This window comes from Paraglaciecola sp. (assembly GCF_030730205.1).
In the GTDB taxonomy this organism is placed as follows: domain Bacteria; phylum Pseudomonadota; class Gammaproteobacteria; order Enterobacterales; family Alteromonadaceae; genus Paraglaciecola.
Map to the genome: position 1 here is coordinate 1 of NZ_JANQVQ010000021.1, position 5942 is coordinate 5942.

Annotated in this window: 5 protein-coding genes; 2 read left to right on the plus strand and 3 right to left on the minus strand. The window is 40.9% G+C overall.

Annotated elements, in window-relative coordinates:
• From NWQ57_RS01990 to NWQ57_RS02000, 3 genes are all read right to left on the minus strand, one after another.
• A partial coding sequence (locus NWQ57_RS01990) for an aldo/keto reductase (protein WP_306020300.1) occupies nt 1-498 on the minus strand: 498 nt, incomplete at its 3' end.
• A gap of 13 nt (nt 499-511) precedes the next feature.
• A complete protein-coding gene (locus NWQ57_RS01995) occupies nt 512-1672 on the minus strand; it encodes an alpha-hydroxy acid oxidase (RefSeq protein ID WP_306020301.1) in 1161 nt (386 codons plus the stop codon).
• Complete coding sequence (locus NWQ57_RS02000; RefSeq protein WP_306020302.1) at nt 1672-3003, minus strand: L-fuconate dehydratase; 1332 nt, start codon at nt 3001-3003, stop codon at nt 1672-1674. Before NWQ57_RS02000 ends, NWQ57_RS01995 begins: the two co-directional genes overlap by 1 nt.
• Before the next feature lie 202 nt (nt 3004-3205).
• Here NWQ57_RS02000 and NWQ57_RS02005 point away from each other — a divergent pair, with 202 nt between their 5' ends.
• Nucleotides 3206-4000, plus strand: a complete 795-nt coding sequence (locus NWQ57_RS02005; protein ID WP_306020303.1) for an IclR family transcriptional regulator — start codon at nt 3206-3208, stop codon at nt 3998-4000.
• 327 nt (nt 4001-4327) lie between these two features.
• On the plus strand, nt 4328-5942 hold a 1615-nt coding region (locus tag NWQ57_RS02010; protein WP_306020304.1), incomplete at its 3' end, for a TonB-dependent receptor.

Below are 5942 nucleotides of genomic sequence, written 5' to 3' on the forward strand. Positions count from 1 at the left end.
GCCACCTTTCATGGCAATAGAAAAGTGGTGATCGTTAGCATCGCCGTGGGTATCACGGCCAATATCATGCATGTACAAGATATCAATTATATCTAAGCCCAAACGCTGCAGGCTATCTTCAAATGAGCGCATTATGCCATCATAACTATAGTCATAATGAATATCGAAGGGCATTGGCGAAACAAAACCATGGCGTTGTTGTGCATAACCTGCGGGTTTGAGTAAACGGCCCACTTTGGTTGACAATACGTAATTTTTACCCTGACATGGACGTAAAAGATCACCAGTACGACGTTCACTTAAGCCTTGCCCATAATGAGGAGCCGTATCAAAATGCCGAAACCCCGCTTGCCATGCTGACGTTAAAATGGCTCTGGCATCCTCGTCTTTGATCTCCTGATATAGATTACCCAGTGGCGCACAGCCAAAACCGAGGGTATCAACGTGCAGTGCGGTTTTGCCTATCTGTTTTTTAGCTATCGAAGTCTGATTTAGCATAGTGAGTATTTTCTTAGTCCTTATTAGGCTTAACTAAAAATTGTGGTAGGTCTGCTATCTTGGCACAGCCTAATTGATTCATGACTTGTTCAAGTTGGATCTTAAGACAATTAATCATATGCACTCCGCCTTTTTGACCAAGTGCACCCACACTGTACACAAATGGGCGGCCAAGAAAGGTGAAGTCGGCGCCACAGGCTAGTGCTGACGCGATATTGGTGCCGGAACGCAAACCACTGTCCATGAATATTTTAATATCCTTGCCATATTTATCAGCTGCTTTTTGTAGTGGTTGCACAGGTGATTCACCCACATCTAATTGACGGGCGCCATGGTTAGACATTACCACTGCATCTGCACCAAGAGAAATTGCAGCGGCCACATCTTCTTGATTAATTAAACCTTTAATCACAAGGGGACCTTGCCAGAAATCCCTGATAGGTTTGAGTCCTTCAATATCAACTCGTCCCATTACAGTTTTATTCATAAAGGCAGCTAATTGATCATTGGGCATTCCCTTTGGCATGTAAGGCTTAAGGGTTTGCATTTCGGGTTTACCCGCCAATGATGTCTCCCATAACCAACGTGGCCTTGCGAGCATTTGTATTATGTTTGAGATTGTCATTTTGGGTGGCATTGCTAGGCCATTTTTCATATCTCTTGGACGATAACCAAAAGTAGGCACATCCACTGTCACAACCAACACTTTATACCCTGCGTGTTTTATTCTGTTTAACAAATCTTCACGAATAGTACTATCGGTAGGGTTATAGAGTTGGTACCAGGCCTTACCTTCAGATATTTCAGCTATGGTTTCTAAACTACTAGAAGACACAGTGCTAAGCACATAAGGAATGTTTAAATCGGCAGCCGCTTTGGCCAAAATTTCTGGGGCTTTTGGCCACATCAATCCCTGTAAACCTATAGGTGCAATACCAAAAGGTGCGTCGTATTTATGTCCAAACAACTCAACGGATATATCTGACTTATCAAATGGTTTTAACAATTGGCTGCGTAATTGTACATTCTGTATATCTTGTCGGTTACGCTGCAGACCAAATTCTTCGTGGCATCCACCTTCAAGGTAATCAAAGGCAAATGCAGGTATGCGCTGACTAGCTCGTTGTCTTAACGAAGCACTGTCAGGTAGCCTAGGATCAAAAAACTCTTTCATTAGGAAGCTAATTTAGCTGTTTTGTTAAGACGCTTTTGCCATTCGCTGCCCGTTGGATAGGTATAATCGGCAAGGCTTTTTTCAAACATTTTAATACTGTAGCCCGGTGCGGTAGGCGCGACATAAGCCCCATTTTTAATCACACAAGGATCAACAAAATGTTCATGTAAATGGTCAACAAATTCCACGACACGGTCGGTTAAATCAGCAGAAATCTGCACATAATCGATCATCGAAAGATGTTGTACATATTCACATAAACCTACCCCACCGGCATGCGGACAAACCGGTTTGCCGAATTTAGCCGCTAACATATATACCGATAAAATTTCATTAATACTGGCAAGTCTGCACGAATCAATCTGTACTATGTCGATGGCATCGTTGGCGATAAATTGTTTGAACATGATCCTATTGTGGCAATGCTCACCGGTGGCGACTTTAATCGTACCGATGTTTTCTCTGATTTTTTTATGACCAAATATATCGTCTGGACTGGTGGGCTCTTCAATAAACCAAGGTTTCACACTAGCCAGTTGATTAACCCAGTCAATGGCTTCGTCTACTTCCCATATCTGGTTGGCATCAATCATGAGTTTTACATCATCACCAATGACTTTTCTGGCAATAGAACAACGGCGAATGTCACTTTGTAAATCTTGCCCGACTTTTAATTTAATATGTTTAAAACCTTGATCAACTGACTCTTGGCAAAGGCGCGCAAGCTTTTCGTCGCTGTAACCTAACCAACCGGCAGAGGTGGTATAGGAGGGATAGCCATTTTGCTCTAGGTATTTTATTCGCTCGTTTTTGCTGGAATGATTAGCTTTGACTATTTTTAATGCTTCATCTTTAGTTAATTCATCTGTTATGTAGCGAAAATCAATGCAGTTTACAAATTCTTCAGGACTCATGTCAGCGAGTAAGCGCCATAAAGGTTTTCCTTCGGCACGGGCCCACATATCCCAAATAGCATTCATCACACCGCCAATGGCCATATGGATCACGCCTTTCTCTGGGCCTAACCAACGTAATTGGCTATCGGATCTCAGGCTGTTGTAAAACTCGCCGATGTCTTTAGTTATTTCATTAAAATCTTTACCAATAACCAAATGCTCTAAAGCTTCAATGGCTTTGCAGCAGATGTCATTGCCACGCCCGATAGTAAATACAAGTCCGTGCCCTTCGTTACCTAGACTCGTCTTTATGGTGAGATAAGCTGCTGAATAATCTGGATCTTTATTCGTAGCATCAGATCCGTCGAGAGATTCAGAAGTAGGGAAACGAATATCATGGGTTGTTAAGGAATTAATTGTATTTTTACCGTTCATGAACTCACTCTTTATGTATATAAAATTAAAATTCAGATATGAAATTATCTTTTTGTTAACCAAGTGTCAATGTTTAATTATTTTTCATCCTTTGAAATATAGGCATATAGAATTTAGGGTTTTACCTAATAAACTTGTTCAATTAGACATTGTGACGCATTATTCTCTGCTAATTATTTACAACCTGATGACGAGATAAGTAATGGATAAACCTATAAACAAAGGCGAGCAGTCAAAGCGCAAACAATACTCGGCACCGGCTTTAGAAAAGGGATTGGATATTTTAGAATTGTTATCTAATGAGTCTGAAGGCTTAAGTATTGGCGAAATTACCACTCGTCTGAAGCGATCTGTGGGTGAATTATTCCGCATGTTAGTTGTATTGCAACAGCGAGGATATGTATCCCTAGAGCCTGGCAGTGACCGCTATGTATTAACTTTACGGATGTTCGGCTTAGCTCATCGTTTTCCACCAGTCAAACGCCTCACTAGTGTTGCAGCCCCTGTATTAAGGCGTTTATCTTATGATATAGAGCAATCTTGCCACTTGGTGATTTATTATGAAGGAAAGGGCCATGTTGTGGTCCAGCAAGATTCGCCTTCTGAGAGGGTTTTTAGTGTGCGCTTAGGTGCGGAAGCACCATTAATGAATACCTGTTCGGGTCATTTGTTATTGGCCTTTGCTGACCAAGTTAACAGACAGAGAATGTTAAGCCGTATTCCTGAGAATCATCCAAAGGCAGATAATGACATAGACAAGATGCTTAAAAAGGTATTGGCACAGGGTTACGAAAACATTCGAAGTGCCCAAGCTCAGGGTATTCAAGATATTGGATATCCGGTTTTTGATCATTTGAATGAAGTCGTAGCAGCGTTAATTGTGCCGTTTTTTGAATATATAGATGGCTCACACCCTACTAGTCCTAGCGATGCCCATATTGCTATAAAACAAGCCGCCCTCGATATTTCTTATGCTTTAGGGTACCAAAAAAATTGAGTTGAGATAGCAAGATTATATTCCCTTTACACACACGCCCCAACACAATCTAATTACTCAAGGATGAGTAATGGTTACACGTCTTTCTGGTTTTTTGTAAATAAAATGTAAGTTTAATTTAAGGTTTTTTGCTGAATTAATATTCTTTTTGGCAAAGTTATAAGTAAAGGTTTTGTGTATATGAAATTTAAGTTCACACATAAAATATGTTTGCATATGTAAAAAATTTGTGCGATTCTCATTGTGATTTTGTAAATGCAAACGGTTTTTACTGGTGAAAGACGTGCTTATTACCAATAATACAGACAAAACAAAGTGGGCAATCACATGAAAAATAGAATAACTAATAACAGTTTTACTCAAAATAAAGTTTCGCATATCGTTAAATTCGTTTTAGGAGTCGCAGCCACCGCGACGTTGCAATTGTCACTACCAAGCAGCGCAATGGCTCAAGAAACAGGAGACCTTGAAGTCATACAAGTTTCAGGTATTCGAAGCAGTCTAGAGAAGGCGACTGAAGTTAAACGTTCTTTGAATGTGGTTGCTGATGTTATTTCTGCAGAAGATATAGGTAAGTTTCCTGATCAAAATTTAGCAGAGTCACTACAACGAGTGAGTGGCGTGCAAATTTCTCGTAATCGAGGTGAGGGTTCAGATGTATCTGTGCGCGGCCTTAGTCCTGATTTCACCCGAGTACAATTTAACGGGCGCACTTTACCATCAGCTACAGGTGGTCGTAGTTTTGATTTCACTATTTTACCTTCAGATTTTGTTAGTGCGTTAGAAGTTTACAAAACGCCGTCAGCGGATATGGAAGAAGGTGCTTTATCTGCAACGGTCAATGTGCGTACTCCTCGTCCTTTGTCTTCAGGCGAAACATCTTTAGTGACGAGTATTAAAGCGGTTAAAGAAGATAATTCAGGTGACACCAATCCTGATATTTCTGCTTTGTATAATTTTGTTAGTGACGATAAAACCTTCGGTATTACATTAGGTGCTCATTATGACAGTCGTTCTGTAGAATCACATATATATGAAGCATTTGGTTTAGAGCCTGGCAGCGAAGGTAGTCGCGGCCCAACACCTACTCTGGATTACAATTTAGATGGTGATACAGATGATTCATTCCGTTTTAACCATGCCACCAACTTTTCTCAGCTAACTGAAGATAGAGAACGTACTACCTTATTAGCCACTGTGCAGTTTCGTCCCAATGCTGATACTGACATTTGGTTCGAAACCATGTATTCGGAATTTGATATTGATGGGGCGTTACCGCTTAATTCATTCCGTTGGACCAATGTATTAGGTTCAGTGGTGGATAGCGATATCGTTACCGACTCGCTAGGTTCGGATGGCTTGATTCAACGCTTGGAAATAGCCGGTGTCGATAATCGAAATAATGCACGTACTACAGACTCTAATGATAAGTTGACCTCTTTTTCTTTAGGAGCCAAACACAGTCTTGATGAAGATTGGGAAATCGAGGCTGAATTGTCTTATGCCAAGTCTAAAAACAAAATATCATCTTTATCCCATGAAGTCATTGGCCGAGCCAATGCATATTATGATTTCAGTAATGATTATGGCGGTGTGCCAGAAGTTGGCTATTCCGCAGGCTATGATCCGCTAGATGGCAGCAGCTTTCGTTCTTTAGGATTTAACGGCAACCTTGATCAGCCAACTGAGGATACCAGTACTGATTTTCGAATCGACGTAGATCATTTAGTGGATTGGGGACTGGGTATTTATAGTCTTGAATTTGGTGCTAAATACACAGCTCGTGAAAAATATAATGGCTTTAGAAGTATCGGTGTAAGTGCTGAAGTGTTGGCTGGTTTGTTAGGGGAAACCTATGATGCAGATATCGAAGGCGGTAGCTTCGATGCTAGCGCTTACATGACTGCATATAATCCTAGCGGATTCTTTGATGGTTATGGTG

Coding starts and splice junctions, on each gene's coding strand:
- NWQ57_RS01995 (WP_306020301.1), bottom strand. CDS start 1,672: ATGAAAGAGTTTTTTGATCCTAGGCTACCTGACAGTGCTTCGTTAAGA.
- NWQ57_RS02000 (WP_306020302.1), bottom strand. CDS start 3,003: ATGAACGGTAAAAATACAATTAATTCCTTAACAACCCATGATATTCGT.
- NWQ57_RS02005 (WP_306020303.1), top strand. CDS start 3,206: ATGGATAAACCTATAAACAAAGGCGAGCAGTCAAAGCGCAAACAATAC.